The following is a 25,472-nucleotide window of genomic DNA, read 5'->3' as shown; positions in this document are numbered from 1 at the left end:
TCGGGCCGCCCCTTCCCGCCCTGCAAAACGGGAAGCGGGCGGCCCACCCCTGTCGGCTACGATTTCAAGGTTCGAAACCGCAGAAAACGCGACCTGGGAGCAGCCACGATGGCTCGACACCTCATCACCAGCGCCCTTCCGTACATCAACGGGATCAAGCACCTGGGCAACATGGTGGGGTCCATGCTCCCGGCCGACGTGTACGCCCGGTACCTCCGCCAGCGCGGCCACGACGTCCTGTACATCTGCGCGACCGACGAGCACGGCACCCCGGCCGAGCTGGCCGCCAAGGAGCAGGGCCTGCCGGTCGACGAGTTCTGCGCCCAGGCGCACGACGCGCAGAAGGCGGTCTACGACGGCTTCGCGCTCGCGTTCGACTACTTCGGCCGCAGCTCCAGCCCCGAGAACCGCGAGATCACCCAGCACTTCGCCCGCAAGCTGAACGAGAACGGCTTCATCGAGGAGCGGGCCATCCGTCAGGTGTACAGCCCCACCGACGGCCGTTTCCTCCCGGACCGCTACGTCGAGGGCACCTGCCCGCACTGCGGCTACGACAAGGCCCGCGGCGACCAGTGCGAGAACTGCACCCGCGTCCTGGACCCGACGGATCTGATCAACCCCCGCTCGGCGATCTCGGGCAGCACGGATCTCGAAGTGAGGGAGACCAAGCACCTCTTCCTGCTCCAGTCGAAGCTGGAGAACGAGGTCCGCGAGTGGGTCGCCCGGCACGACAAGGACTGGCCGCAGCTGGCCTCCTCCATCGCCCACAAGTGGCTGACCGAGGGCCTGCACGACCGTGCGATCACCCGTGACCTGGACTGGGGTGTCCCGGTCCCGGCCGACACCTGGCCGGAGCTGGCGGCCGAGGGCAAGGTGTTCTACGTCTGGTTCGACGCCCCGATCGAGTACATCGGCGCGACGAAGGAGTGGGCCGACCAGGACCCGGAGAACCGGGACTGGAAGTCCTGGTGGTACGAGGCGGACGACGTCCGGTACACCGAGTTCATGGCCAAGGACAACGTCCCCTTCCACACGGTGATGTTCCCGGCGACGGAACTCGGCATCCGCGAGCCCTGGAAGATGGTCGACTACGTCAAGGCCTTCAACTGGCTGACGTACTACGGCGGGAAGTTCTCCACCTCGCAGAAGCGGGGCGTCTTCACCGACCAGGCCCTGGACATCCTGCCCGCCGACTACTGGCGCTACTTCCTGATCGCCAACGCCCCGGAGTCGGACGACTCGTCCTTCACCTGGGAGCACTTCACCGCCACGGTCAACAAGGACCTCGCCGACACGCTCGGCAACTTCGTCAACCGTGTGCTGTCCTTCTCGAAGAAGCGCTTCGGCGACGAGGTCCCGGCCGGCGGCGAGGCGGGCGAGGCGGAGACCCGCCTCGGCGAGGAGATCGCCCGGCTGCTCGCCGAGTACGAGGAGCACATGGAGGCGCTGCAGTTCCGCAAGGCCGCCGCGGCCCTGCGCGCCCTGTGGTCGGCCGGCAACTCCTACCTGGAGGAGAAGGCCCCCTGGCTGCAGATCAAGACCGACAAGGACGCCGCAGCCCTCACCCTGCGCACGGCGATGAACCTGATCCACCTGTACGCGGTGGTCTCGGAGCCGCTGATCCCGGCCACGTCCGCCGCCATGCGCCAGGCCTTCTCCCTCCAGCAGGACACCGCCGTCTGGGTCACCCCCGACGAGGCGAAGTCCCTCACCGCCGTCCCCGCCGGCACCCCCTTCACGGTCCCGCCGGTGCTGTTCGCCAAGCTCACGGACGAGGACCTGGCGGCGTACAAGGAGCGCTTCGGCGGCGAGGGCGCCTGAGCCCCGCACGGACAACACGGGCAAGGCCCCGGCGCACGGTGCGCCGGGGCCTTGCCCTTGCCGCTACCGTCCGCTCACTTGGCCACGGTCCGCGCGAAGTACTGCTGCTCGGGCGTGAGCCCGAACGTCCGGGGGCCGACGGAGACGGAGCCGCTGGTCGTCAGGCCGGCGCTGCCCGACTTGAAGTACCAGAGGTTGCCCTCGTAGATGTTCTCGGAGTCCGTGCCGACGACGAGTTCGCTGCGGCCGTCGCCGTTCATGTCGGCGAGGGAGACCTGCTGCCCCCACCTGTCGTATGCCTCGTCGACACCCGCCACACCGGCGGTGTTCTGGTGCCAGGACACCGCGCCGGTGGCGGTCAGGCCCTTGGCGGAGCCGCGCAGCACGGTCACCGCACCCGTGGTGCTGACTCCCGAGATGCTCTCCTGCTCCACACCGATCGCCACATCGGCGTAGCCGTCGCCGTTGACGTCCCCGGTGTCGACGTTGAAGCCGAACCGGTCGTACTTCTCGCCGGCTCCGGGCACGCCCGTGGTGTCCTGGCTGATGCGCACCGCGGGGCGGGTGGTGCTGATCCCGCCGGCGCTGCCGTACCGGACGACGATGGAGCCGCCCACGACGCCCGCCGGCTGGTAGCCCTCCAGCCCGGCACCGAGAACCACGTCCCCGTATCCGTCGCCGTCGACGTCGGCGATGGAGCCGGAGTTGACCTTGGTGGAGAAGACCTTGGCGGGGCCGAAGCCGCTCTTGGAGCCGAGCACCAGGCTGGCGTCGGCGGAGTCGCCGCCGTTCCTGCCCACGGACAGCAGATCGGCCACATGGTCACCGTTCACGTCCCCGGCGACCAGGCGGCCGGAGTTGATCTTGTTGTCGACGGGGCTGGTCGAGGCGTTCGCGCCGTCCCGGGTGAAGGGTCCCCGGAGCAGCTCGGTGTGCCAATAGGAGTCGCTGACGACCAGGTCGTCCTTGCCGTCGCCGTCGAAGTCGGCCGCGACCATCGGGATCGGCACGTTCGCCTTGACCGCGAGCTGTGTGCGGGAGGACAGGCCGGTGGGGCCGCCCCAGTCGACCGTCACGGCCGAGGTCGCGTCATCGAAGGCCACGAGGTCGTCGTAGCCGTCGCCGTCCAGGTCCCCCGTGGTCATCGAGAGGCCGAAGCCCCAGGGCTCGTTCGGGCCGGTGCAGTGGCCGACGGTCTGGTGCCGGGAGGCGGTGAGACCGGTCGCGGTGCCGTACATCACCACGACGCAGCCGTGCGCGGACACGGCCAGGTCGCCGTACCCGTCCTTGTTGAAGTCCGCCGTCTTCCCCGCGGCGGAGGCCGTCGTGGCCGTGGAGCCGGCCGCGACGGCGGGGCCGCCGGCGCCGAGCACCACACTGCCCGCCGAGACGAGCGTGGCGGTGGCGAGCGCCGCGACTGTACGAACTCTGCGCATGTAAACGTCCGTTCCCCTGCTGTTCTTCTTGATCACATCGCTGCGTCGAGGAGACTCCCCAGAGACCCGCACGGTTGTACAGGTCGCCTGTCGTCCCGGCGTTCGCGTTCATCACGAGCGCACCGGCACCGACGCCGGCGGCCACGACGGCGGCGGCCACGACGAGGGTGCGGCGCTTGCGGAGTGACCGGCAGTGGGAGGGAGCTGCCACGGAGGAGTCCTCAAGGGGTGCTGAACCTGCTTACGACTCCTCCCGGATTCTTCAGGCGGCGCGCCCGAGGACGAGCGCGCCGACGACGGGGGCCGCGTAGACGAGGGGGAACGGGATGTGGGAGTACCAGCGGGCGCGGGCCACGGTGACGGCGGCCCCGAGGAAGTAGAGCACCAGCCCGATCCCGGCCGCCACGCCGATCACCGGCACGAACAGCCCGGCCACCAGCCCGACGGCCCCGGCGGTCTTGGCCACGCCGAGCAGGGTCCACCAGCTCTGCGGCACCGCGTAGTCGGTGAGCGCCTTCACGATCCACTGGGCCCGCAGCAGCAGCACCGCACCGGAGAAACCGGCCATCAGCGCGGCGAGCAGGGTGACGATGATCTGGGCGGTACGCATGAGAGGCTCCCATCGAGCATCGAGCGGTCGAAAACTCCGGACACCTCTCTGAACCCCCAGCCCGCGCCCGTGTGACAGAAACCCGGAAAAATCTTGAACGTCCCCGAACCCCACCACCGGCTCCTCGCCGACGTCGTCACCGCGAGCGGCCCGTACGGACTGGTGCTCGCCGGTGGATACGCCCTGCAGGCGCACGGCCTGGTGCGGCGTCCGCACGGCAATCTCGACTTCGCCACGGAGAGTTCCGAGGGCATGGACCGGATCGCCGCCGCCGTCGGCGCCACCCTGGAGGCCCGCGGCCGGCAGGTGCGGGCGGGTGCCGTCGCCGCGCTCACCGCGCAGCTGACCGTCACCGACCCGCCGACCGGCGAACCCTGCGCCCTGGCCCTGCACAAGGAGGCCTTCTGGCAGCCGCCGGAGCTGACCGAGTACGGCCCGGCCCTCTCCCTGGAGGACGCCGTGGGTACGAAGATCCGGGCGTTGTACGACCGGGGCGCGGCGGTCGATCTGATCGATGCGCGGGCCGCCGCGGCCCGGTTCTCGCTGCCCGGCCTGGAGGCACTGGGCCGCCGGCACGCCCATGACCCGTTCGACCTGCCGACCCTGCAGTCCCGGCTGACGGGCACGGACTTCTATTCCGACGTGGACTTCCTCCGGTACGGGCTGACGGAGGAACAGGTCGTGGCCCTGCGCGTCTGGGCCCAGCGCTGGTCCGACGACATCGCCGAGCGCCTCCTGGAAGACGGCGCGTCCCCCGACATCGAGCCGGACACGGAGTCCGGCCCCGATGCGGGGGACTGACGAACGGCGCCGTACTACTTCGGCTGCGGCTTCCTGATGTTCAGGTGCAGCTCGCGCAGGCGGGCCTCCTCCAGCTCGGTGGGGGCGCCCATCATCAGGTCCTGGGCGTTGCCGTTGAGCGGGAAGGCGATCGTCTCGCGGATGTTGGGCTCGTCCGCGAGGAGCATCACGATACGGTCCACGCCCGGGGCGATGCCGCCGTGCGGCGGGGCGCCGAAGCGGAAGGCGCGGAGCATGCCGGCGAACTTCTCCTCGACGGTCTCGCGGTCGTAGCCCGCGATCTCGAAGGCCTTGAGCATGATCTCCGGCTCGTGGTTCCGGATCGCGCCGGAGGACAGCTCGACACCGTTGCAGACGATGTCGTACTGCCAGCCCAGGATGTCCAGCGGGTCCTGGGTCTCCAGGGCCTCCAGGCCGCCCTGCGGCATGGAGAAGGGGTTGTGCGAGAAGTCGATCGCGCCGGTCTCCTCGTCCTTCTCGTACATCGGGAAGTCGACGATCCAGCAGAAGCGGAAGACGCCCTCCTCGAAGTGGCCGGCGCGCTTGGCGGCCTCGACGCGGACCGCGCCCATGATCTTCGAGACCTCGTCGAACTCGCCCGCGCCGAAGAAGACCGCGTGGCCGGGGGCCAGCGACAGGCGCTTGGTCAGCTCGGCGACGTTCTCCTCGGTGAGGAACTTCGCGATCGGGCCGGAGAGGGAACCGTCCTCCCCGACACGGACCCACGCCAGGCCCTTCGCGCCGAGCGAGATCGCGAACTCGCCGAGCTGGTCGAAGAACTTGCGCGGCTGGTCCTGCACGGCCGGCACCGGCAGCGCACGCACGTGCTTGCCGGCGAAGGCCTTGAACTCCGAGCCCTCGAAGACGTCGGTGATGTCCACCAGCTCCAGCTTGGCGCGCAGGTCCGGCTTGTCGGAGCCGTACTTGAGCATCGCCTCGCGGAACGGGATCCGCGGGAAGGGGGAGGTGACGTGCCGGCCGCCGCCGAACTCCTCGAACAGCTCGGTCATGAGCTTCTCGATCGGCTGGAAGACGTCCTCCTGCTCGACGAAGCTCATCTCGACGTCGAGCTGGTAGAACTCGCCGGGCGAGCGGTCGGCGCGGGCGTCCTCGTCGCGGAAGCAGGGCGCGATCTGGAAGTAGCGGTCGAAGCCGGAGATCATCAGCAGCTGCTTGAACTGCTGCGGGGCCTGCGGCAGCGCGTAGAACTTGCCGGGGTGGAGGCGGGAGGGGACCACGAAGTCGCGCGCGCCCTCGGGGGACGTGGCCGACAGGATCGGCGTCGCCATCTCGTTGAAGCCCATCGCGGCCATCTTGTGCCGGATCGCCGAGATGACCTGCGTACGCAGCATGATGTTGCGGTGCATGCGCTCGCGGCGCAGGTCCAGGAAGCGGTACTCCAGGCGCCGCTCCTCGTTGACCCCGTCCTCGGCGTTGATGGTGAACGGCAGCGGCGCGGCGGCGCCGAGCAGCTCGACCTCGGCCACCTCGACCTCGATCTCACCGGTCGGCAGATCGGGGTTCACGTTCTCGGTTCCACGTGAAACAACGCGGCCGTCGATGCGGACCGTGGACTCCTTGGAGATCTTGTCCAGGGCCTCGTAGGCGGGCGTGCCGGGGCGGGCGACCAGCTGCGTGATGCCGTAGTGGTCGCGCAGATCGATGAAGAGGATGCCACCCAGGTCGCGCCGATTGTGCAGCCAGCCACTCAGCCGGACGTCGGTGCCGACGTCAGAGGCGCGGAGCTGGCCGCAGGTGTGGGACCTGTACCGATGCATCGTCGTTCATCGTCCTTCGTGTGTGAGGTCTGCGGGGCGTGCTCTCCCCCGCGAGAACGGGCACGGGGCCCGGACCCATCAAGGGTACCGGGCACCCCAAGATCGGCTCCCCACCATTACCGTCCGCCACCCGGCGGCGGCTCGCGGACTTCGGCGGCACCTCCAACCGTGACGCCCGCCGATCGGGCCTTCTTACAGTGGCACCCCTCGATCAGATCTCCCTAAAGTAGGGCAATGCGCACTGGCGAGCCTCTCCCGTCCGTCGGGGATGTCCTCGCCGCCCTCGCGACCGGGCTGTGGCAGTGGGACACGGCCGCCGGACTGGTCACCGTCGACGCGGAGGCGGCGCGGCTGCTCGGACTGCCCGCGGAGGCGACCACCCTCACCGAGGCCCAGACCCGGGCGCGACTGCACCCGGAGGACTGGAACGAGATCACCGGCGTGGTCCCGCTGGCGGTCGACGAGGGCACGCTCGCGGAAGTGCGCATCCGGATCATGGACGAGCAGGGGAACATCCTGCGGGTCGTCCGCAGCCGGTCGAAACCCTCCTTCGATGCCGAGCGGCGGGCGTACGAGCTGATCGGCACCCTCCAGGAGGTCACCGAGCCGACCCCGGGCACGGCGGCGGCCCGCAGCGCGGTCACCGGGGACTGGCGGCGCTCACGCGAGGCATTTCTGCTGGACGCGGGCCGGGCGCTGGCGGAGGCGCGGTCCACGGCGGAGGTGCTGCGGGTGGTCGGCGGCCTGTCGATGCCGGGCTTCTCGCCGGACGGGCTCGTGGTCTTCGGGGCGGAGGGCGACCGGCTGACGATCATCGGCCAGCACGGGCACCAGCCCGGCGACATGGGCCCCTTCTCGCATATGGCGCTGACCACCGACTATCCGGCGGCCCAGGTCGTCCGGACCGGCCGCGCGGTGTATCTGTCCTCGCCCGAGGAGTACAAGGAGCGCTACCCGGCGACCTGGCCGCTCGCCCAGCCCTTCGGCCGTCGCTCCTGGGCCTTCCTCCCGCTGACGGTGGCCGGACGCACGATGGGCGCCTGGATGGCGGCCTTCGCCTATCCGGTGGCGTTCACACCCGACGAACGCGCGGTTCTGACGACGGTGGCCCGGATGCTCGCCCAGGCGCTGTCCCGGGCCGGCGCCGAGGAGTCCGAGCGGGAGCTGACGGAGGGCCTGCAGCGCTCCATGCTGCCCTCGCTCGGCCCGGAGATCCCCGGGATGCAGGTGGCCGCCCGGTACATCCCGACCGGCGGCGGACTCCAGGTCGGCGGCGACTGGTACGACCTGATCCCGCTGCCCTCGGGCCGCTTCGCGCTGGCCATGGGCGACGTCCAGGGCCATGACGTACGGGCCGCGGGTCTCATGGGCCAGCTGCGCATCGCCCTGCGGGCCTACGCCTCAGAGGGCCACCGCCCCGACGCCGTGCTCTCCCGGGCGTCCCGGTTCCTGCACGGCATCACGCACGACGACCACCAGATGGCCGACCTGCGCTTCGCGACCTGCGTGTACGTGGAGGCCGACCCGGAGACCGGGACGCTGGAGATCGCCCGTGCCGGGCATCCGCATCCGGCGATCCGGATGGCCGACGGCACGGTGATGATGCGGCCGACGGCGGGCGGACTGCCGCTGGGCATCGACCCGGACGCGGACTATCCGACGACCCGGTTCACCCTGGAGCCGGGCGAGACGCTGATGCTCTGCACCGACGGTCTGATCGAGACCGGTGGGCACGACATGGAGAGCGGCTGGCGCCGGCTGCGCACGATCTTGGAGGACCACCGGGGGGCCGACGGGCCCGAGCTGGAATCGCTGGCCGACGCTCTGGTGCAGGGCGTGCACGGGCCGTCCTCGCACCACACCACCGGCCCCCTGGCCGACCGCCGCGAGGACGACATCGCGCTGGTGCTGCTGAGCCGGCCGCTCAAGGAGACGGCACGGCCCGCGGTCCGGCGCACGCTGCTGTCGGTGGCGCAGGACGAGCCGGACCGGATCGCCGAGGCCCGCCGGCACCTGCGTGAGCTGCTGCACGACTGGGCCGGCGCGGACCAGGTCGACTCGGCGGTGCTGCTGGTCTCGGAGATGGTCACCAACGTTCTCGTCCACACCGACGCCGACGCGCTGCTGCTCGCCGAGGTGACCGGCGATGCGGCTGCGCGGCGGCTGCGGGTGCAGGTCACCGACGCGGGCGACGACCTGCCGCACAAGCGCCGGCCCGGCGAGCTGGCCTCCTCCGGGCGCGGCCTGATGCTGATCGAACTCCTCGCGGACGCCTGGGGCGTGGACCCGCGGGGCGAGGGCAAGAGCATCTGGTTCGAGCTCTACGAATCGGCGGAGGCGTCGGGGGAGGCGTCGGGGGACGTGTCGGCGGACGGCTCGGGTGAGGCGCCGGAGGACGACGGGCCGGAGGACGACGTGTCGGAGGGTGCCGCGTAACGCGTCCGCAGCTCCTGTACGACCCCGAAGGCGGCCGCGGTCAGCGGGACCGCGAGCAGCATCCCGAGGATCCCCGCGACGGACGCCCCGGCGGTGATCGCGAGCATCACCACGGCCGGATGCATCTGCACGGTCCGGCTCTGGATGACCGGCTGCAGCACATGTCCCTCCAGCACCTGCACGGCGAGGACGACACCGAGCACCCACAGCGCGATGACGAACCCGCGGTCGGCGAGGGCGACCAGGACGGCGACCGCACCGGAGATGAAGGCACCGAGGTAGGGGATGTAGGCGCCGACGAACACCAGCGCGCCCAGCCCGAGCGCGCCGGGCACCTGGAGGATCAGCAGGCCGACGGTGATGCACAGGGCGTCGATGAGCGCGATGACGGTCGTACCGCGCATGAAGCCCTCCACCGCCTCGAAGGCGCGCCGGGCCATGGCCTCCAGCGTGTCGGCGGTGCCGCCGGGCGCGACGGACCGGAGGGTGACGACGGCGCGGTGGGAGTCGCGCAGGAAGAAGAAGACGAGCAGCAGGGCGAGCACGGCCATCGCGATGCTCTCGCCGACGACGCTGACCCCGCTGATGACGTTGGACGCGGCCGTGCCGCCGAACCTGCGCAGCAGCGTGCGCGCGTTGACGGCGAGGTCGTCGAGCCCGGTACCGGCGGCCCCGAAGCGCTGCGAGACACCCTTGGCGGCGTTCCTGAGCGAGTCGATGATCTGGTCGCCGGTGTCGATGAGCGCGGCGACGACGATGTACACGGCACCGCCGACGACGGCCACCACGGCGACACAGGTGAGCCCGGCCGCCACCGACGCCTGCACCCCGGCCCGCACGAGCCGCCGGTACAGCGGGCCGAGCAGCGCGGTCCCGAGCAGGGCGAGCAGCACCGGTGTGACGGCCGTACGGAACTCCCCGCACAACCGCACCGCCACCCAGACGACCCCGGCGACGAGCAGCAGCACGGCACACCAGGCGGCGAGACGACGCACGGGATCGGGCAACAGCGGCACGCCTCCAGCGGACCACGGCCGCCGGCCGGTGTCCTGCGGCACGGTCCGGGCGGGTGAGGCGGACGGCACCGGTGTCCCACACGTCCGAGCCGTCGGCCGGCGTCGAGGTGCCGGACCGGCGGACCCAACGACGTGAGCGGCCGCCTCTTTTGGGGCGGCCGCTCACGTGGTGGCTGGCCGGGTGCTGCGGGAGCGTTCTCAGCCGAGGAGACCACCGAGGAGACCCTGGAGGAGGCAACCGAGGCCGAGGAGACCGCAGTTGTTGCCGTTCCCGTTCCCGTTCCCGTTCCCGTTGCCGTTCCCGTTCCCGTTCCCGTTGCCATTGCCGTTGTCGTTGCCGGTACCGGTGTCCGTGGCAGTGCCGGTGTCGCTGCTCGTGGCGGTTCCGGTGTCGCTGCTCGTGGCGGTGCTGGTGTCGGTGCTCGTGGCGGTTCCGGTGTCGTCGTCGGCAAGGATCGTGACCGACGTGCTCTGCGGGGTGAGGCCCGTCCGGGCCTGGGCGGGGGCGGCCAGCGCGACCCCGCCGACGGTGAGGAGGACGCTTGCCGCGGTGCACGCCAGGGCGCTGCGGATGCTGCTCATATGTGACTCCTGAACTGGGGTGTGTGTGCGTGGTGTCGGCCACCAGGCGCGACCACTCGTGCGCGCTGTGGAACGAGGCGCGCAGTTGCGACGCTAGGGGCCCGCTCGGCGCAACGCCTTCCGGAACTAGCCCATCCGGGTCGGCGCGCCTCCTTGCGCTGCGCGCGGAAAAGCTCCCGCCGCACACGAAAGAGCCCCGTCCGGACATCCGGACGGGGCTTCCTCTCAGCCGGCCGGCGTGGCCTACAGCCCGCCCTCGGTCATGCCGTGCACCGCCGGGACGGTGCCAAGGCGGCCCTTCTGGAAGTCCTCGAAGGCCTGCATCAGCTCGTCCCTGGTGTTCATGACGAACGGACCGTAGTGCGCCATCGGCTCACGGATCGGCTGTCCGCCGAGGAGGACCACCTCCAGGTCGGGCGTGTGGGAGTCCTGCTTCTCGTCGGCCCGCACCGTCAGCGACGAGCCCGTACCGAACACGGCCGTCTGCCCCATGTGCACCGGCCGACGGTCCGCGCCCACGGATCCCCGCCCGGCAAGGACGTACGCGAGGGCGTTGAAGTCCTCCCGCCACGGCAACGTGATCTCCGCACCCGGTGCGAGCGTCGCGTGGATCATCGTGATCGGCGTGTGCGTGATACCGGGACCGGCGTGGCCGTCCAGCTCACCGGCGATGACCCGCAGCAGCGCGCCGCCGTCCGGGGAGGTGAGCAGCTGGACGTTGCCACCGCGGATGTCCTGGTAGCGCGGCGGCATCATCTTGTCCTTGGCCGGCAGGTTCACCCACAGCTGGAGGCCGTGGAAGAGACCGCCGGACATGACCAGGTGCTCCGGCGGCGCCTCGATGTGCAGAAGCCCCGAGCCGGCCGTCATCCACTGGGTGTCGCCATTGGTGATGGTGCCGCCGCCGCCGTTGGAGTCCTGGTGGTCGAAGACTCCGTCGATGATGTAGGTGACGGTCTCGAAGCCGCGGTGCGGGTGCCAGGGGGTGCCCTTGGGCTCGCCCGGCGCGTACTCCACCTCGCCCATCTGGTCCATCATGATGAACGGGTCGAGGTAGCGGTAATTGATCCCGGCGAACGCCCGGCGCACCGGGAAGCCCTCGCCCTCGAAGCCGCTCGGAGCGGTCGTGACGGCCAGCACCGGACGCGCCACCGCATCGGCGGGAGCGGTCACGCGGGGCAGCGTCAACGGGTTCTCGACGGTCACTGCAGGCATGGTCGGTACCTCCTTGTGCGCCAACTTTAGTTGAGCATTGAACTTTCTGCCACCCGGAACAGAGAAAGCCCGGAGGGAATTCCCTCCGGGCTCACGCTCACGAGTACCGGTCAGCCGACTTCGCGGCGGCGTCTAGCCGTACATCCGGCGCATCGCGAAGTCGACCATCTGCTCGACCGCCTTCGCGTCGAACACCATCCGGTGCTCGCCCTCCATGTCCAGGACGAAGCCGTAGCCGGTGGGGAGCAGGTCGATCACCTCGGCGCCCGTGATCACGAAGTACTTGGACTCCTTGCCCGCGTACCGGCGCAGCTCCTTGAGCGAGGTGAACATCGGGATCACCGGCTGCTGGGTGTTGTGCAGGGCGAGGAAGCCGGGGGTGTCGCCACGCGGGCAGTACACCTTCGACGTCGCGAAGATCTGCTGGAAGTCCTCGGCGGACATCTGCCCGGTGGTGAAGGCGCGCACCGCGTCCGCGAGGGAGGGCGGGGACGGCTCGGGATACAGCGGCGGCTGCTGCCCGTAGCCGCCGGCCATCGGCTGCTGGGGTGCGGCGTACTGCTGCTGAGCACCGACGTTCTGGTCGTAGCCGTACATGGGCGCAAGCGTACCGAGCGGGAGCGGCGGCGTGACGTCCGGGGAAAATTATGTAGCGCTCGTTAGATAATCCTTGCTACGGTTTCTCTATCGATCGCTACATATAGTGACCACGGGGGTCTCCCATGCACGGCAGCACGTCCCGCCCCGCCCTGCTCCTCGCGCACGGCGCCGGCGGATCCCTGGAGCGCAACTACGGCCCGGTGATGCACCGGCTGACCGCGCGGCACACGGTGATCGGCGCCGACTATCCGGGCGCGGGCAGCACCCCGCGCGCCACCCGACCGCTCGAACTGGACACGCTGGCCGACCAGTTGATGTCCGCGGCCGACGCGCAGGGCGTCGAGCGGTTCACCGTGTCCGGCTTCTCGCTGGGCGGCCCGGTGGCGATACGGCTGGCCGCCCGGCATCCGGAGCGGGTGACGGGGCTCGTCCTGACCGCGCCCTTCGCCCGTACCGACGCGCAGGTACGGCTCACCGCGCGCGTGTGGCGGGCGCTCGCCGAGTCGGGGGATCCGGACACGCTCGGCCGGTTCCTGCTCGCCCACGCCCTGAGCCCGGCCGCGCTGGAGGCGATGGACCCGAAGGAGCTGGAGAGCGCGGCGAAGGAGACGGGCAGGGGAGTTCCGGAGGGCACCCCGGAGCATGTGGAGCTGGTGGAGCGGCTGGACGTGACCGCGGACCTGGCCCGGATCACCGCACCCACGCTGGTCGTCTCACCGGTCGACGACCACCTGGTCCCGCCCCGGCTGCACCGGGCGGTGGCGGCGGGCATCCCGGGGGCCCGGCTGGTGGAGATACCGGGCGGCCACCTGCCTTTCGCCGAGCACCCGGACCGGTGGGCGGCGCTGCTCACGGCCCCGTTCCCGGGAAGCGAGGAATAGACCCTTCTCACACTTGCACCGGCAGGGGTTGCTTCTTATTACCGACGGGTAGCATCATCGGAGCTACTTGTTGGTACGTGAACTAGGTGCGAGGAGTCAGTGCCTCGCCGATCTCTCTACGGAGCCGTCGCCATGGGGCACTACAAGTCGAATCTCCGCGACATCGAGTTCAACCTCTTCGAAGTACTGGGGCGCGACAAGGTGTACGGCACCGGCCCGTTCGAGGAGATGGACGTCGACACCGCCAAGAGCGTCCTGGAGGAGCTGACCCGCCTCTCCGAGAACGAGCTGGCCGAGTCCTTCGCCGACGCCGACCGCAACCCGCCGGTCTTCGACCCGGAGACCAACACCGCGCCGGTCCCGGCGTCCTTCAAGAAGAGCTACCAGGCCTTCATGGACTCGGAGTACTGGCGCCTCGGCCTGCCCGAGGAGATCGGCGGCACCACCTCGCCGCGCTCCCTGATCTGGGCCTACGCCGAGCTGATCCTGGGCGCCAACCCGGCCGTGTGGATGTACTCCTCGGGCCCGGCGTTCGCCGGCATCCTCTTCGAGGAGGGCAACGAGGTCCAGAAGCACATAGCGAAGATCGCCGTGGAGAAGCAGTGGGGCTCCACGATGGTGCTCACCGAGCCCGACGCGGGCTCCGACGTGGGCGCCGGCCGTACCAAGGCGATCCAGCAGGAGGACGGCTCCTGGCACATCGAGGGCGTGAAGCGCTTCATCACCTCCGGTGAGCACGACATGTCCGAGAACATCCTCCACTACGTGCTCGCGCGGCCGGAAGGTGCCGGTCCGGGCACCAAGGGGCTCTCCCTCTTCCTCGTCCCGAAGTACAACTTCGACTTCGAGACCGGCGAGCTGGGCGAGCGCAACGGCGTCTACGCCACCAACGTCGAGCACAAGATGGGCCTGAAGGCCTCCAACACCTGCGAAATGACCTTCGGCGACAAGCACCCCGCCAAGGGCTGGCTCATCGGTGACAAGCACGACGGCATCCGCCAGATGTTCCGCATCATCGAGTTCGCCCGCATGATGGTCGGCACGAAGGCGATCTCCACGCTCTCCACCGGCTACCTGAACGCGCTGGAGTACGCCAAGGAGCGCGTCCAGGGCCCGGACCTCGCGCAGTTCATGGACAAGACCGCGCCCAAGGTCACCATCACCCACCACCCGGACGTGCGCCGCTCGCTGATCACGCAGAAGGCGTACGCCGAGGGCATGCGGGCCCTGGTGCTGTACACCGCCTCGATCCAGGACACGATCCAGGTCAAGGAGGCCGCCGGTGAGGACGCCTCCGCCGAGCACGCGCTGAACGACCTGCTGCTGCCCATCGTCAAGGGCTACGGCTCCGAGAAGGGCTACGAGCAGCTCGCCCAGTCGCTGCAGACCTTCGGCGGCTCCGGCTTCCTGCAGGAGTACCCGATCGAGCAGTACATCCGGGACTCCAAGATCGACACCCTGTACGAGGGCACCACCGCGATCCAGGGCCAGGACTTCTTCTTCCGGAAGATCGTCCGCAACCAGGGCGCCGCGCTGAACTCCCTCGCCGAGGACATCAAGAAGTTCCTGGCCCTGGGCACCGGCGGCGAGGAGCTGGCCGGCGCCCGTGAGCACCTGGCCAAGGCGGCCGTGGAGCTGGAGGCGATCGTCGGCCTGATGCTGACCGACCTCGCCGCCACCGAGCAGGACACCAAGAACATCTACAAGGTGGGCCTGAACACCACCCGTCTGCTCATGGCCTCCGGTGACGTCGTCGTCGGCTACCTGCTGCTGAAGGGTGCCGCGATCGCCGCGGAGAAGCTGGCCACGGCCTCCGCCAAGGACCAGGCGTTCTACACCGGCAAGATCGCCGCGGCGAAGTTCTTCGCGGCGAACGTCCTGCCGGGCGTCACGCTGGCCCGCAAGGTCGCCTCGGGTGTCGAGCTGGACCTGATGGAGCTCGACGAGGCCGCGTTCTAGCAGACGTCCCCACGGACACGTCCCGGATACGCCGCGGCAGGCCGCCGCGGCCACGTCCCTGTAGATACTGTGCGGGCCCGCTCTCTTTCCGGGAGCGGGCCCGCGCACGTCGTTAAGGTGAATCCCATGAGCGCAGCAGCCCGCTTCGACCGCGGCCACACCGACGACCTGATGTCCTTCCTGGCGGCCGGCCCGTCGCCGTACCACGCGGTGGCCAATGCCGCCGAACGGCTGGAGAAGGCAGGCTTCCGGCAGGTCGCGGAGACGGACGCCTGGGACGCGTCGAGCGGCGGCAAGTACGTGCTGCGCGGCGGCGCGATCGTCGCCTGGTACGTCCCCGAGGGCGCCGAGGCGCACACCCCCTTCCACATCATCGGTGCGCACACCGACTCCCCGAACCTGAGGATCAAGCCGCGCCCGGACAGCGGGGCGCACGGCTGGCGTCAGGTCGCCGTCGAGATCTACGGCGGCCCGCTGATGAACTCCTGGCTGGACCGCGACCTGGGCCTGGCCGGCCGGCTCAGCCTGCGCGACGGCTCCACGGTCCTGGTCAACGTGGACCGTCCGCTGCTGCGGGTGCCGCAGCTCGCCATCCACCTGGACCGTTCGGTCAGCACCGAGGGGCTCAAGCTCGACAAGCAGCGTCATCTGCAGCCGGTGTGGGGCCTCGGCGACGACGTCCGGGACGGCGATCTGATCGACTTCCTGGAGCAGGACGCAGGGCTCGCGGCCGGCTCGGTCACCGGCTGGGACCTGATGACACACCCGGTGGAGGCCCCGGCCTACCTCGGCCGGGACCGGGAGCTGGTCGCCGGCCCGCGCATGGACAACCTGCTGTCGGTGCACGCGGGCACCGCCGCGCTGGCCGCCGTCGCGACCTCCGGAGCACCGCTCACCCGTATCCCCGTGCTGGCCGCCTTCGACCACGAGGAGAACGGCTCCCAGTCGGACACCGGCGCCGACGGCCCGCTGCTCGGATCCGTGCTGGAACGCTCGGTGTTCGCGCGCGGCGGCTCGTACGAGGACCGGGCCCGCGCCTTCGCCGGCACGGTGTGCCTGTCCTCCGACACGGGTCACGCCGTCCACCCCAACTACGCGGAACGGCACGACCCGACGCACCACCCGCGGGTCAACGGCGGTCCGATCCTCAAGGTCAACGTCAACAACCGTTACGCCACGGACGGTTCGGGCCGCGCCGTCTTCGCCGCCGCCTGCGAGAAGGCGAACGTGCCGTTCCAGAGCTTCGTCTCCAACAACTCCATGCCGTGCGGCACGACGATCGGCCCCATCACCGCGGCCCGCCACGGCATCCGCACGGTCGACATCGGCGTGGCGATCCTCTCGATGCACAGCGTGCGCGAACTGTGCGGCGCCGACGACCCGTTCCTGCTCGCGAACGCCCTGGTGGCCTTCCTGGAGGGCTAGCCGCGACGGCCCCGGGTACCCGGACGGCACCGGAGATTCCGGAACCGAAAGGGGAGGCGACTTCTCATGGGGCTCGGAGGATGCATCATCCTCATCGCCGTCGGGGCCATCCTCACGTTCGCGACCGACTGGCACATGCACGGCGTCAACCTCACGGTCGTCGGCTTGATCCTGATGGCCGTGGGGCTCATCGGCGTGGCGACCTTCAGCGGCATCGCACGGCGCCGCCGGGTCGTGATGCCACCGACACCGGTGGTGGAGGAGGAACCCCACCGTCACCACCACCACGTCGACGGCTACAGCGACGGCTACGGCGTCTGACGCGGGCGCCCGATCACAGGACTGCGCCCGCCTCCTGCTCGTCCGTCCCGCCAGGACGAGCGGCAGGCGGGTCGAGGGGCCGTGTCCGGTGTCCGGCGCCTGCCCTCAGGACAGCGCGTGGCCGGTGGTCGCGTCCACGTGGTCCGGCACGTCCTCGTGCCGGTCGCCGACCGTCAGGGTGCCGCTCGGCTCAAGGACGAGGATCGAGGTGGGCACGCGCGCGTACGGCTTGTGCTCGGTCCCGCGCGGGACGGTGAAGACCGAGCCCCTGGGCAGGACGACCGTGCGCTCTCCGGCCGGTTCGCGCAGGCCGATGTGCAGTTCGCCGTCGAGGACCAGGAAGAACTCGTCGGTGTGGTCGTGGACATGCCAGAGGTGTTCGCCCTCCACCTTCGCCACGCGCACGTCGTAGTCGTTGACGGTGGTGACGATGCGGGGGCTCCACTGCTCGGTGAAGGAGGCGAGGGCCTGGTCGAGAGAGATCGGTTCCATGGGTTCATCGTGCGGCTGGCCGGGGCCGTCGTACGAGTGCTAGGAATCGCATATGCCGCAAGGATCCTCTCACCGCATCGTGCTGGTGGTCGACGAGAACTCCAACCCCTTCGAGATGAGCTGCGCCATCGAGGTGTTCGGGCTGCGGCGGCCCGAACTGGGCCGTGACCTGTACGACTTCCGGCTGTGCGCCGCCGAGCCCGAGACCCGGATGCGGGACGGTCTCTTCACGCTCACCGGGGTCGCCGGCCTGGAGGCCGCGGAGGACGCCGACACACTGATCGTGCCGAACCGGCCCGACGCCGAGGTCCCGCGCGCGGAGCGCGTCCTGGACGTCGTGCGCCGGGCGCACGCGTGTGGCGCCCGGCTCGTCGGCTTCTGCTCGGGCGCGTTCACCCTCGCCGAGGCGGGCCTGCTGGACGGGCGCCGGGCGGCCTGCCACTGGATGTGGGCCGAGGCCTTCCGCAACCGCTTCCCCCGGGTGCGCCTGGAGCCGGACGTGCTCTTCGTGGACGACGGCGACATCCTGACCGCCTCCGGCAGCGCCTCGGCGCTCGACCTGGGACTGCACCTCGTACGCCGCGACCACGGCGCGGAGATCGCCAACCATGTCTCCCGGCGCCTCGTCTTCGCCGCCCACCGGGACGGCGGTCAGCGGCAGTTCGTGGAGCGTCCGGTGCCCGACGTGCCCGACGCGTCGCTCGGCCCGCTGCTGGCCTGGGCGCAGGAACGGCTGGGCGAGCCGCTGACGGTGGCGGACCTCGCCGCCCGCGCGGCCGTCAGCCCCGCCACCCTGCACCGCCGCTTCCGCGCCCAGCTGGGTACGACTCCGCTGGCCTGGCTCACCGGGGAGCGGGTCGCGCTGGCCTGCCGGCTGATCGAGCGCGGCGAGGAGCGCCTGGATGTCGTCGCGGCCCGCAGCGGCCTGGGCACGGCGGCCAATCTGCGGGCCCGGCTGCGCCGGGAGACGGGGCTGAGCCCATCGGGCTACCGCAGGCGTTTCGGGCCGGCGGGACCGTGATGACCGACGCGCGGCGGGGAACGGTCACCGCATGAGACTCCTCGTACGCGACCGGCTCCTCGGCATCGGCGACGACTACTGGATCGAGGACGAGCACGGCCGGAAGGTGTTCCTCGTCGACGGCAAGGCCATGCGACTGCGGGACACCTTCGAGCTGAAGGACGCGCAGGGCCGGGTCCTGGTGGACATCCACCAGAAGATGTTCGCGCTGCGCGACACCATGGTGATCGAGCGGGACGGCGAGGGCCTGGCCACCATCAGGCGCAAACGGCTGTCCCTGTTGCGCAACCACTACCGGGTGTCTCTGGCCGACGGCACGGAGCTGGACGTCAGCGGCAAGATCCTCGACCACGAGTTCGCCATCGAGTACGACGGTGAACTCCTCGCGGTGATCTCCCGCCGCCGGCTGCACCTGCGCGACACCTACGGCGTCGACATCGTGCGCGAGGACGCCGATCCGGCGCTGCTCATCGCGGTGGCGGTGTGCGTGATCCACCTGGCGCAGAAGGAGCGGGAGGACGACTGAGCGGCCCTCACCGGCGCGCCCTCACCGGGGGCTCTCACCGGATCACCCTCACCGGCGCGGCGGCTCCAGGCCGAGCACCCGGTCCTTCAGCGCGGGGAACTGCTCGCGCGTGGCCGCCACCCTCGCCGGGTCGAAGTCGACGGTGAGGACCTCCTCGTCCGGGCCCGCCTCGGCCAGCACCTCGCCCCAGGGATCCACCACGATCGAGTGACCGGCCTGGGGAACTCCCGCATGCGTCCCGGCCGTTCCACACGCGAGCACGAACGCCTGGTTCTCGACCGCCCGCGCCTGAGCCAGCAGCGTCCAGTGCGCGCGCCGCCGCTCGGGCCAGCCCGCCGGGATCACCAGGGTCTCGGCGCCGGCGTCGACGAGTGAGCGGAAGAGTTCGGGGAAACGGAGGTCGTAACAGGTGGCCACGCCGAGCGTGGTCCCGGGCAGCCGGACCGTCACCAGGTCCCGCCCGGCACCCATCAACACGGCCTCGCCCTTGTCGAAACCGAAGCGATGAATCTTGCGGTAGGCGGCGGCCGGTTCACCGGACGGGGAGAAGATGAGAGAGGTGTTGTAGAGCGTCCCGTCGTCCGCGGCGGAGCCGCTGTCGGACGCTGCGCGCTCGGGGATGGAGCCGGCGTGCAGCCACACGCCCGCGTCGCTCGCCGCCTTGGCCATGACCTCGTACGTCGGCCCTTGGAGCGGCTCGGCCGCACGGCTGAACTCCTCGTAGGCGAAGGCACCGGTGGTCCACAGCTCGGGCAGGACCACGAGGTCGGCCCCGGCCTGCTCCCGCACCAGCGCGGCCGCCCGCTGCCGCCGGGAGTCGACCGATTCGTCCTCGTTCACGGCGATCTGGATCAGCGAGGCGCGCACACTACCACCGTCCTGGCATTCGAGTCGTCCACACAGGCCTACGATCGTCACACGAAAGCACTGCCGGGGTGCCTGCAGGCAGCGTAACTTAGCCTCCCAGACGCCCGCCGAAGTGCAGCCGCCGCCCGCTGGCACCGCCGCCGCAACCTGCCCGTGTACCGACCGCCGAGGGGTCCCGTTCCGTGAGTCTGCATCCCACCCTCCAGCCCTACGCCGACGCCTGGACCCACTCCATCGACGCGATATCCGAGATGGTCCAGTCGCTCGTGGAAGGCGAGTGGAACCGGCGGACCCCGTGCCCGGGCTGGTCGGTGCGGGACATCGTGTCCCATGTGATCGGCCTGGACTGCGAGATGCTCGGCGACCCGCGCCCGATCCACTCGCTCCCCCGTGACCTCTTCCACGTCACCACCGAGCACCAGCGGTACATGGAGATGCAGGTCGACGTCCGCCGCCACCACACGGCGCCGGAGATGACGGCCGAGCTGGAGTACACGATCATCCGCCGCAACCGCCAGCTGCGAGGCGAGTCCCGCGACCCCGGCACCAAGGTACGCGGCCCGCTGGGCTCGGAGATCACCCTGGAACAGGCCTACCGCGCCCGCGCATTCGACGTGTGGGTGCACGAGCAGGACCTGCGCACGGCCCTCGGCCGGCCGGGCAACCTGGATTCGCCGGGCGCGTACGTCGTGCGGGACGTGCTGCTGGAGGCGCTGCCCAGGGTCGTCGCGAAGGACGCGGACGCGCCGCGCAGCTCGGCGATCGTGTTCGACGTGCACGGCCCGGTGGAGTTCCTGCGCACGATCCGCGTCGACATCCAGGGCCGCGGCACCCTGGAAACCGCCCCGGCCCTCGGCCCCGCCGCCACTCTCACCCTCGACTGGGAGACCTACGTCCGCCTCGCCTGCGGCCGCGTCACGCCGGAGGCGGTGGCGGACCGGGTGAAGACGGAGGGCGACCAGGACGTGGCAGCGGCAATCCTGCGCAACTTCGCGGTGACGCCGTAGTCCTGCGCAGCCACCGGCACCAGGTGCTCATGCGGGAACGTGGACCGTCTCCACCCGGCTGGCCACCAGCCGCTCCCGCTCCCGCCGGGCCGCCCGCCCCCGCAACCGCAGGATCTGGGACACCCCCAGTGCCTGCAGCACGAACACGGCACTGAACGCCACGGCGTAGTCGTCCCCCGTGGCGTCCAGCAGCACCCCGACCGCGAGCAGCGTCGTCATCGAGGCGACGAATCCGCCCATGTTGGTGATGCCGGACGCCGTGCCCTGTCGCTCGGGCGGGTTGGCGGGCCGCGCGAAGTCGAAGCCGATCATGGAGGCCGGTCCGCAGGCACCCAGCACCGTGCACAGCGTGACCAGCAGCCACATGGGCGCGTGCTCGCCGGGATACAGCAGCGTCGTCGCCCACAGCAGCGCGGTCGTCCCGACCGTGCCCAGCGCCAGCGGCAGCCGCGCCGCGTGGTGCCGGGCGACGATCTGGCCGTAGACGAGGCCGACCGCCATGTTGGACAGCACGATCAGGGTGAGCAGCTCACCGGCCGTGGTGCGGCTGAGCCCCTGTGCCTGGACCAGGAACGGCAGGCCCCACAGCAGCAGGAACACCATCGCCGGGAACTGGGTGGTGAAGTGCACCCACAGCCCGAGGCGCGTGCCGGGCTCCCGCCAGGCCGCGGCGATCTGCCGGCGGACATAGGCCGCGCCCTGGTGCGGCGACGGCTCTGGCTCGTGCCCGTCGGGGTGGTCCTTCAGGAACAGCAGGGTCAGCACGAGGACCACGGCCCCGGCGAACGCGCTGCCCGCGAACGCCGGGGTCCAGCCGATGCCGTGCAGCAGCCGGGCGAGGACCAGGGTGGAGACCAGGTTGCCCGCCATGCCGATCAGCCCGGCGAGCTGCGCGACCAGCGGCCCGCGCCGGGCCGGGAACCAGCGGCTGCCGAGCCGCAGCACGCTGATGAAGGTCATCGCGTCACCGCAGCCCAGCAGGGCGCGGGAGGCGAGGGCGGTGCCGTAGGAGGGCGAGAAGGCGAAGCCCAGCTGCCCGGCGGTGAAGAGGACCGCCCCGATGCTCAGCACCTTCTTGGTGCCGAGCCGGTCGACCAGCAGGCCGACGGGTATCTGCATGCCGGCGTAGACCAGCAGCTGGAGGATGGAGAACGTCGACAGGGCGGAGGCGCTCACCTGGAAGCGGTCGGCCGCGTCGAGGCCGGCCACGCCCAGCGAGGTACGGAAGATGACGGCGACGAAGTAGACAGCCACGCCTATGGACCACATGGTGACGGCGCGCCGGCCACCCGGAGGATCACCCGGAAGAGTGGCGTTCCCGGACGGACTGCTCATCGCACCTCGCCCCGGGCGAGGTGCGAGAACCAGCTCACATGCCGGTGCACGACGTCGACGGCCGCCTCCGCGTCCCCGGCACGCAGCGCGTCCAGGATCTCCTCGTGCTCGGCGAGCGTCTTGGCGATCCGGTCGGGGTGGGAGTGCATGACGGCGACGCCCATCCGCAGCTGCCGGTCGCGCAGCTGGTCGTAGAGCCGGGACAGGATCGCGTTGCCGCCGCTGCGCACGATCTCGGCGTGGAAGCAGCGGTCGGTCACCGCGGCCGCGGCCAGGTCACCGGCGGCGGCCTGCGCCTTCTGCAGCTCCAGCAGCTCGGTCAGCCGCTCCAGCAGACCGGGCGGGGCGGGCACGGCCTTGCGGGCGGCGTGCTCCTCGACCAGCTGGCGGGTCTCCACCACGTCGGCGATCTCCTGCGCCGAGACGGGCAGCACCAGGGCACCCTTCTTCGGGTACAGCCGGATCAGGCCCTCGACCTCCAGCCGCAGCAGCGCCTCCCGCACGGGTGTGCGCGAGACCCCGACGGCCTCGGCCAGCTCACCCTCGGTGAGCAGGGTCCCGCCCTCGTAGCGACGGTCGAGGACGCCCTGTTTGACGTGGGCGTACACACGGTCGGCGGCGGGCGGCGGCTTGTCGTGCCGGCGTGCGGGCTGCTGTACGGCCGTCTTCATGCCCACAGGATAGATACAACACGTACGCATACGGCAGCGGCGTCCAGCATCCGGACGTGACACACATGGCCCTCAGCGACGGCACAACTTTCTGTGCTACTTACGTGTCTCACATGTGCGGCCCCCTTGCCCCCGCACCTCAACTCGGCCGCACTCCAGGGGCATTCACGACAATCGGGGTATTCCACTTTGATTACCGGCATTAAGGGCACACGCCGTACGCGTCTCCACAGAGCCGCCGCCGTCGCCGTCACCTCCGGCGCACTGCTGGCGACCGGTGCCCTCACCGCGGCGCCCGCTCAGGCCGTCACGACGCCCTCGATCGTGGCCAAGGGCGGCTACGTGATGAACGACGCGAACCACTCGACGCTGTTCAACAAGAACATGGACACGCCGCTCTCCACCGGCTCCACGACCAAGATCATGACCGCCAAGGTCGTGCTCGCGCAGCCGAACCTGAACCTCGACAAAAAGGTGGTGATCCAGAAGGCGTACAGCGACTACGTCGTCAAGAACAACGCCTCGCAGGCGCACCTGATCGTCGGCGACAAGGTCACCGTCCGCCAGCTGCTCTACGGCCTGATGCTGCCGTCCGGCTGCGACGCCGCCTACGCGCTCGCCGACACCTACGGCTCGGGCTCCACCCGTACCGCGCGCGTGAACAACTTCATCGGCAAGATGAACGCCGCCGCGAAGAGCCTGAACCTGAAGCACACCCACTTCGATTCCTTCGACGGCATCGGCAACGGCAACAACTACTCCTCGCCGCGCGACCTGACGCTGATCGCCAGCAGCGCGATGAAGAACGCGACGTTCCGCACGGTCGTCAAGACGAAGGCGTACACCGCCAGGACCGTCACCAAGTCGGGCGGCACCCGCACCATGCAGACGTGGACGAACACCAACACGCTGCTCTCCAGCTACAGCGGTGCCATCGGCGTGAAGACCGGCTCCGGCCCGGAGGCCCAGTACTGCCTGGTCTTCGCCGCGACCCGGAACGGCAGGACGCTCATCGGCACGGTCCTGGCCTCCAGCTCCAAGCCGCAGCGCGCGGCGGACGCCACGAAGCTCCTCAACTACGGCTTCGCCAGGCTGGGCTGACACCCACCAGGCACTGACGGGCCCGTCGCGCGAGCGGCGGGCCCGTTGTGCTGCCCGGATGCGCGATGAAACCAATGGTGCTAGTCTCATTGGCACCATGCTGCTGCGTCTGGACAAGACCGACACCCGCCCCCTGCACGAGCAGGTCGCGGCGGCGATCCGGCGGGCCGTCGCCGAGGGCGAGTGCCGCGCCGGCGACCGGCTGCCCTCGGCCCGCGATCTCTCCACGGCACTGGACATCAACGTCAACACCGTCCTGCGCGGCCTGCGCGAACTGCGCGACGAAGGCCTGCTGGAGTTCCGCCGGGGCCGGGGGATCACCGTGGCCGAGGGAGCCGACCGGCGGTCCGGACTGCAGATCAGGGTGCGGGAGCTGGTCGCGGAGGCATCCCGGCTCGGCTACAGCCGCACCGACCTCATCGAGATGATCCGGGGGGCGACGACATGACGGACGGGGACGGCGACATGACGGACGGAGACGGTCCCGAAGGCGGCCGGAGCCGCGCCACCCGCTGGGGGACCGCGGGGTGCGTGGCGGCCGTCGCCGCACTGCTCGCGGGCCTGCCCTGGGCCGCGCACGACCGGCTGCCCGACCGGCTGGCGACCCACTGGAGCGGCGGCAGCGCCCCCGACGGCTCGTCGCCGCTGTGGGCCGTCTCCCTGTTCCCGGCAGGCCTCTGGCTGCTGATCGCCCTGGGGGTGAGCGTGCGCCGGCGCCGCTCCCGGCCGGCCGTACGCCCCTGGCGGGCGATCGCACTGGCGCCCACGGCGACGTCGCTCGTCGGCGCGCAGGCGTCCCTCGTCCGCGCGAACCTCGACCGCGCCGACTGGCACGAGGCCCGGGAGCCGGCCCTGGACATCGTGCTGATCCTCGCGGGGATGGCGGTCGCAGGCGTGCTGGCCTGGCGATGGAGCACCCGGCCGGGCACCGCGTCGGCCCCCGGCACCCCCGGACTGAACCTGCCGGAGGGCGAGCGGCTGGTGTGGTTCTCCCGCGCGGCCAACCACTGGCTGCAACTGCTGGCCGCGCTGGCCGGCCTCGTCGCCGCCGGCGCCCTGGTGGCCCTGGCCGTCGGTCCGGCCGACCTCACCGCACTGTGGCCGGTGTGCGGATGCTGCTGCGTCGCCGCCCTCGCCTGCGCCGCGTTCTCCTCGGTCCAGGCGAAGGTGTCGGAAGCGGGCCTGGAGGTGTCGTTCGGACCGCTCGGCTGGCCCGTCCGCCGCTGGCCCCCGGCCGCCATCGAGTCCGCCCGGTCCGAACACCGGTTGCCGTCCCAGGTCGGCGGCTGGGGCTACCGCCTCAGCGGCCTCGGCACGACGGTGATGCTCCGCGCCGGCGACTGTCTCGTCATACGCCCCCGGGGCCGTCGTACGGACTTCGCGGTGAGCGTGGACGACGCGGAACGCGGCGCGGCCCTGCTGAACGCACTGCGACAGCGGACCTGAGCCGGGCATGGACATCCCGGGGATGCAGGGGAGCCAAGGGAGCGAGGACAGTTCGGGGACTTCGGGGACCGGGAGGACTCCTTCGGGGACTCGGGGGACTCCAGGGAGTCCGGGGGAGGGCGGCC

General features: G+C 70.7%; 24 protein-coding genes. 13 read left to right on the top strand and 11 right to left on the bottom strand.

The window, feature by feature from the left end:
- The first annotated feature begins 108 nt into the window (after positions 1-108).
- Positions 109-1,821, top strand: coding sequence for a methionine--tRNA ligase (metG, locus tag ACZ41I_RS32825; protein WP_468515762.1), 1,713 nt, complete (start codon positions 109-111; stop codon positions 1,819-1,821).
- Positions 1,822-1,895: 74 nt separating this feature from the next.
- On the opposite strand, the gene ACZ41I_RS32820 is transcribed toward metG, so the two are convergent.
- Both ACZ41I_RS32820 and ACZ41I_RS32815 read right to left on the bottom strand, forming a co-directional pair.
- Positions 1,896-3,257, bottom strand: a complete 1,362-nt coding sequence (locus ACZ41I_RS32820) for an FG-GAP and VCBS repeat-containing protein (RefSeq protein ID WP_399766480.1) — start codon at positions 3,255-3,257, stop codon at positions 1,896-1,898.
- Positions 3,258-3,519: 262 nt separating this feature from the next.
- Positions 3,520-3,867, bottom strand: a complete 348-nt coding sequence (locus ACZ41I_RS32815; RefSeq protein ID WP_468320992.1) for a DoxX family protein — start codon at positions 3,865-3,867, stop codon at positions 3,520-3,522.
- 93 nt (positions 3,868-3,960) lie between these two features.
- Here ACZ41I_RS32815 and ACZ41I_RS32810 point away from each other — a divergent pair, with 93 nt between their 5' ends.
- Complete coding sequence (locus tag ACZ41I_RS32810; RefSeq protein WP_399766486.1) at positions 3,961-4,668, top strand: nucleotidyl transferase AbiEii/AbiGii toxin family protein; 708 nt, start codon at positions 3,961-3,963, stop codon at positions 4,666-4,668.
- 14 nt (positions 4,669-4,682) lie between these two features.
- Here ACZ41I_RS32810 and aspS read toward each other — a convergent pair whose 3' ends face one another.
- Positions 4,683-6,446 (bottom strand): aspartate--tRNA ligase, encoded by a 1,764-nt coding sequence (aspS, locus tag ACZ41I_RS32805; RefSeq protein ID WP_468320996.1) that lies wholly within the window; start codon positions 6,444-6,446, stop codon positions 4,683-4,685.
- Positions 6,447-6,680: 234 nt separating this feature from the next.
- Between aspS and ACZ41I_RS32800 the strand changes: the two genes are divergently transcribed.
- Positions 6,681-8,882, top strand: coding sequence for a SpoIIE family protein phosphatase (locus tag ACZ41I_RS32800; RefSeq protein ID WP_468515761.1), 2,202 nt, complete (start codon positions 6,681-6,683; stop codon positions 8,880-8,882).
- On the opposite strand, the gene ACZ41I_RS32795 is transcribed toward ACZ41I_RS32800, so the two are convergent.
- The 4 genes from ACZ41I_RS32795 to ACZ41I_RS32780 form a co-directional block, all read right to left on the bottom strand.
- Entirely contained in the window at positions 8,768-9,898 is a 1,131-nt protein-coding gene (locus ACZ41I_RS32795) for an AI-2E family transporter (RefSeq protein WP_468515760.1), read from the bottom strand. The genes ACZ41I_RS32800 and ACZ41I_RS32795 overlap by 115 nt on opposite strands.
- A gap of 198 nt (positions 9,899-10,096) precedes the next feature.
- Positions 10,097-10,480, bottom strand: a complete 384-nt coding sequence (locus tag ACZ41I_RS32790; protein ID WP_468515759.1) for a hypothetical protein — start codon at positions 10,478-10,480, stop codon at positions 10,097-10,099.
- A 243-nt stretch (positions 10,481-10,723) separates the two neighbouring features.
- Positions 10,724-11,695: a pirin family protein gene (locus ACZ41I_RS32785; RefSeq protein ID WP_363219262.1), complete on the bottom strand. Its 972-nt coding sequence runs from the start codon at positions 11,693-11,695 to the stop codon at positions 10,724-10,726.
- 132 nt (positions 11,696-11,827) lie between these two features.
- Positions 11,828-12,292, bottom strand: coding sequence for an SseB family protein (locus tag ACZ41I_RS32780; protein ID WP_031172737.1), 465 nt, complete (start codon positions 12,290-12,292; stop codon positions 11,828-11,830).
- Between the two features lie 125 nt (positions 12,293-12,417).
- On the opposite strand from ACZ41I_RS32780, the gene ACZ41I_RS32775 reads away from it, so the two are divergent.
- The 4 genes from ACZ41I_RS32775 (at position 12,418) to ACZ41I_RS32760 (ending at position 16,881) form a co-directional block, all read left to right on the top strand.
- Positions 12,418-13,176, top strand: a complete 759-nt coding sequence (locus ACZ41I_RS32775; protein WP_468515758.1) for an alpha/beta fold hydrolase — start codon at positions 12,418-12,420, stop codon at positions 13,174-13,176.
- 132 nt (positions 13,177-13,308) lie between these two features.
- Positions 13,309-15,135 (top strand): acyl-CoA dehydrogenase, encoded by a 1,827-nt coding sequence (locus ACZ41I_RS32770; protein WP_363219260.1) that lies wholly within the window; start codon positions 13,309-13,311, stop codon positions 15,133-15,135.
- Between the two features lie 126 nt (positions 15,136-15,261).
- Positions 15,262-16,560 (top strand): M18 family aminopeptidase, encoded by a 1,299-nt coding sequence (locus tag ACZ41I_RS32765; RefSeq protein ID WP_468515757.1) that lies wholly within the window; start codon positions 15,262-15,264, stop codon positions 16,558-16,560.
- A 66-nt stretch (positions 16,561-16,626) separates the two neighbouring features.
- A complete protein-coding gene (locus ACZ41I_RS32760; protein WP_363219258.1) occupies positions 16,627-16,881 on the top strand; it encodes a DUF6458 family protein in 255 nt (84 codons plus the stop codon).
- Between the two features lie 105 nt (positions 16,882-16,986).
- On the opposite strand, the gene ACZ41I_RS32755 is transcribed toward ACZ41I_RS32760, so the two are convergent.
- Positions 16,987-17,373: a cupin domain-containing protein gene (locus tag ACZ41I_RS32755; RefSeq protein ID WP_363219257.1), complete on the bottom strand. Its 387-nt coding sequence runs from the start codon at positions 17,371-17,373 to the stop codon at positions 16,987-16,989.
- Positions 17,374-17,425: 52 nt separating this feature from the next.
- Here ACZ41I_RS32755 and ACZ41I_RS32750 point away from each other — a divergent pair, with 52 nt between their 5' ends.
- The gene (locus ACZ41I_RS32750) at positions 17,426-18,394 is read left to right on the top strand and encodes a GlxA family transcriptional regulator (RefSeq protein ID WP_468515756.1); all 969 of its coding nucleotides are present in this window, start codon (positions 17,426-17,428) and stop codon (positions 18,392-18,394) included.
- Positions 18,395-18,425: 31 nt separating this feature from the next.
- On the top strand, positions 18,426-18,920 hold the full coding sequence (locus tag ACZ41I_RS32745) for an LURP-one-related/scramblase family protein (protein ID WP_363219255.1): 495 nt from the start codon (positions 18,426-18,428) through the stop codon (positions 18,918-18,920).
- Positions 18,921-18,968: 48 nt separating this feature from the next.
- Here ACZ41I_RS32745 and ACZ41I_RS32740 read toward each other — a convergent pair whose 3' ends face one another.
- Positions 18,969-19,787 carry a carbon-nitrogen family hydrolase gene (locus tag ACZ41I_RS32740; RefSeq protein ID WP_468515755.1) on the bottom strand — a complete coding sequence of 273 codons (819 nt, stop codon included), beginning with the start codon at positions 19,785-19,787 and terminating at the stop codon, positions 18,969-18,971.
- Positions 19,788-19,969: 182 nt separating this feature from the next.
- Between ACZ41I_RS32740 and ACZ41I_RS32735 the strand changes: the two genes are divergently transcribed.
- On the top strand, positions 19,970-20,794 hold the full coding sequence (locus tag ACZ41I_RS32735; RefSeq protein WP_468515754.1) for a maleylpyruvate isomerase family mycothiol-dependent enzyme: 825 nt from the start codon (positions 19,970-19,972) through the stop codon (positions 20,792-20,794).
- A 27-nt stretch (positions 20,795-20,821) separates the two neighbouring features.
- Here the strand turns inward: ACZ41I_RS32735 and ACZ41I_RS32730 are convergent, their stop codons facing one another.
- Entirely contained in the window at positions 20,822-22,129 is a 1,308-nt protein-coding gene (locus tag ACZ41I_RS32730; protein WP_363219252.1) for an MFS transporter, read from the bottom strand.
- A complete protein-coding gene (locus tag ACZ41I_RS32725; protein WP_363219251.1) occupies positions 22,126-22,800 on the bottom strand; it encodes a GntR family transcriptional regulator in 675 nt (224 codons plus the stop codon). The genes ACZ41I_RS32730 and ACZ41I_RS32725 overlap by 4 nt, the downstream gene beginning before the upstream one ends.
- A gap of 189 nt (positions 22,801-22,989) precedes the next feature.
- On the opposite strand from ACZ41I_RS32725, the gene ACZ41I_RS32720 reads away from it, so the two are divergent.
- From ACZ41I_RS32720 to ACZ41I_RS32710, 3 genes are all read left to right on the top strand, one after another.
- Positions 22,990-23,901, top strand: coding sequence for a D-alanyl-D-alanine carboxypeptidase family protein (locus ACZ41I_RS32720; protein WP_399766517.1), 912 nt, complete (start codon positions 22,990-22,992; stop codon positions 23,899-23,901).
- Positions 23,902-23,998: 97 nt separating this feature from the next.
- Positions 23,999-24,349 carry a GntR family transcriptional regulator gene (locus ACZ41I_RS32715; RefSeq protein WP_363215855.1) on the top strand — a complete coding sequence of 117 codons (351 nt, stop codon included), beginning with the start codon at positions 23,999-24,001 and terminating at the stop codon, positions 24,347-24,349.
- Complete coding sequence (locus ACZ41I_RS32710; RefSeq protein WP_468515753.1) at positions 24,346-25,347, top strand: DUF1648 domain-containing protein; 1,002 nt, start codon at positions 24,346-24,348, stop codon at positions 25,345-25,347. The genes ACZ41I_RS32715 and ACZ41I_RS32710 overlap by 4 nt, the downstream gene beginning before the upstream one ends.
- Positions 25,348-25,472: the final 125 nt, after the last annotated feature.

This window comes from Streptomyces sp. NPDC030799 (genome assembly GCF_055572255.1).
This window is presented reverse-complemented; position numbering and strand designations above follow the sequence as displayed.